The following is a 2,813-nucleotide window of genomic DNA, read 5'->3' as shown; positions in this document are numbered from 1 at the left end:
CGAGGACTCGGCGGCGCTGATCGGCCTCGTGCTCGCCGGCGCCGGCATCGGCCTGCACCAGCTCACCGGCCGGCACGAGTACGACGCCCTCGGGTCGATCGCGGTGGGGGTGCTGCTGGCTGCCGTCGCGATCTTCTTGATGCGCCGCAACATGCAGTACCTGCTCGGTGAGGGCGACAGCGCCCAGCTCCGCGCCGCCGTTCTCGAACGGATCCTCGAGCACCCCTACGTGGCCCGGGTCACCTATCTCCACCTGGAGTACGTCGGGCCGCAGCGGCTGTTCGTCGTGGCCGCCGTCGACCTCACCGGCGACGACCGCGAGCCCGACCTCGCCGTCCGCCTGCGCCGGGTCGAGGCCGATGTCGAGCGGGACGAGCTCATCGAGGACGCCGTCCTGACCCTGTCGTTGCCGGCGGACGCCTCCCTGACGGTCTGACGCGCGGGAAGGTAAAGGAAGGCTACTTGTCCTCCCGGGGCCCACCGACCCGGAAGGTAAAGCAAAGTTGCGTTCCTTCTCTGTGCACCCCTTGACACGGAATAAGTAAGTGAGGTTTCCTAACAAATGTGACGAGCACCTCAACGCCGGTCCGCCGGGCGCTGCGGCCCTCGGGCCGGTTGCTTCCCGAGGACACTCGTCGCCACCACCGGGCGCTGCTGCTCCAGCTGCTGTTCCGCCACGGCCCGGCCAGCCGGGCCGACCTCGCTCGCTCGAGCGGCCTGACCAAGGTCTCGGTCTCCGACGTCGTCGGCGGCCTGGTCGCCGAGGGACTGCTCACCGAGTCCGCGGCGCCGGTGCAGGGCCGGGTCGGCAAGCCGCCGGTGCTGGTCCAGCTGGCCGAGGAGGCCCGCCAGATCGTCGCGGTCGACCTCTCGGCCGACGGCCTGGTCTCCGGAGCGCTGCTCAACCTCTCCGGCGACGTCCAGCAGCGGCGTAGCCGGCCGCTCGAGGGTCGGCGCGGGCAGGACGCCGTCGACCTGGTCCACGAGCTGGTCCGCGAGCTCCTCGACGCCGCCACCCGCCCCGTGCTCGGCGTCGGCGTCGGGACCCCGGGCGTCGTGGACGCCGCCGGGGTCGTCGTCGACGCTCCCAACCTCGGGTGGCACGGCACCCCGCTGGCCGAGGGCCTCAGAGCGGCGTTCCAGGTCCCCGTCTTCGTGGCGAACGACGCCAACACCGCGGTCCTCGGCGAGCACACGTTCGGCGACGCCGGCGACGGCGGGCTGATGCTGGTCCGGGTCGGCACCGGTGTCGGCGCCGGGCTGGTGCTCGAGGGCGTCCTCCTGCACGGCCACCGCTCGGCGGCCGGCGAGGTCGGGCACGTCGTGATCGACCCGGGCGGCGCCCAGTGCGCGTGCGGCCGACGCGGCTGCCTCGAGACCGTGCTGGCTGCGCCCCGGCTGCGCGAGCGGCTCGCCGCCGGCGGCGCGGACGCGCTCGCCGAGGTCGGCACCCAGGTCGGGGTGGCCCTCGCCCCGGTCGTCGGGACCCTGAACCTGCACGAGCTGGTGCTCAGCGGCCCGCTCGAGCTGCTCGACGGGCCGCTGCTCGCGGCCGTCGACCGCACGATCCGCGAGCGCGCGATGCCGGTCTCCGGCGAGGAGCTCGTGGTCCGCACGTCCGCCCTGGGCGACGACGTGGTGCTCGTGGGCGCCGCCGTCCTCGTCCTGGCCGGTCAGCTGGGGGTGTCGTGAGACGACTCAACCCGCCGGCATCGCCCAGTAAGTCAGCATTCATCGAGAGGAACACCAGGGTGCGCACTTTCAAGAGGAACCTTGCGCTCGCCACGGCCGGCGTGCTCGCGCTCGGGCTCGGCCTGTCCGCGTGCGGCGACGACAACGATGCCGACGCGGCCACAAGCGGCGGCGGCCCCGACAAGGCGGACATCCGGGTCTGGCTCAACGGCACGGACACGCCCCAGGAGGCCCGGGACTGGCTGAAGAAGACCTTCGAGGACCAGCACGCCGGCTCGACGCTGACCATCGAGCAGCAGGAGTGGGAGGGGCTGGTCGAGAAGCTGACCACCTCGCTGTCCAGCGACTCCGAGACCCCGGACGTCGTCGAGGTCGGCAACACCCAGGCGCCGACGTTCACCGCCGCCGGCGCGTTCAGCGACGTGAGCGCGAACCTCGAGGACTGGGGCGGCGACGACCTGCTCCCGGGCTTCGTGGCGGGCGCCCAGGTGGACGGCACGACCTACGCCGTCCCCTACTACGCCGGCTCGAAGTACATCTTCTACCGCACCGACCTCTTCGAGAAGGCCGGCCTCGAGGTGCCGACCACGATGGACGAGTTCGTCGACACGGCGGTCAAGCTCAAGGAGGCCAACCCGCAGCCGGGGAACTTCTCGGGCTTCTGGTTCCCGGGCCAGGACTGGCGCAACGGCGCCGCGTTCATCTGGGACGCCGGCGGCGACCTCGCCGTCGACAACGACGGCACGGGGGAGGGCGCGCTGGAGTCCGACGAGTCCATCGCGGGCCTCGAGCGCGCGCAGCAGCTGTTCGAGCAGGCATCGGGCGCGCCGAAGGACGGCAACGAGGCCGACCCGTGGACGCCGTTCTGCGCCGGCGAGACCGGCATGATGTCCACGCCGGGCTGGGTGATGGGCCTGCTCAACGACCCGAAGACCGGTTGCCCGGACCTGGCCAAGAAGGTCGGCGTCTTCGCGCTCCCCGGCTCCGACGGCCAGCCCGCGCCGGTGCTGCTCGGCGGCTCGGACATCGCGGTCGCCGCGAAGTCCCAGAACCAGGAGCTCGCCCAGGAGGCCGTCGCCCTGATGCTTAGCGACGACTACCAGTCGATCCTGGCGAAGAAC

At 72.2% G+C, this 2,813-nt stretch carries 2 protein-coding genes and 1 pseudogene; all 3 read left to right on the top strand.

Features of this window, described 5'->3' with window-relative positions; all coding sequences use genetic code 11:
* Nucleotides 1-436: pseudogene (locus VFV89_RS16300) on the top strand (cation transporter); the annotation flags it as partial.
* A gap of 128 nt (nucleotides 437-564) precedes the next feature.
* Complete coding sequence (locus VFV89_RS16295) at nucleotides 565-1,692, top strand: ROK family transcriptional regulator (protein ID WP_329707010.1); 1,128 nt, start codon at nucleotides 565-567, stop codon at nucleotides 1,690-1,692.
* A 59-nt stretch (nucleotides 1,693-1,751) separates the two neighbouring features.
* Nucleotides 1,752-2,813: extracellular solute-binding protein (locus VFV89_RS16290; protein WP_329707009.1), on the top strand; the 1,062-nt coding region annotated here is incomplete at its 3' end.

The organism is Nocardioides sp. (assembly GCF_036274455.1).
GTDB lineage: Bacteria > Actinomycetota > Actinomycetes > Propionibacteriales > Nocardioidaceae > Nocardioides.
Note: the sequence above shows the minus strand (reverse complement) of the source record. Positions and strands in the feature narration are given on the sequence as shown.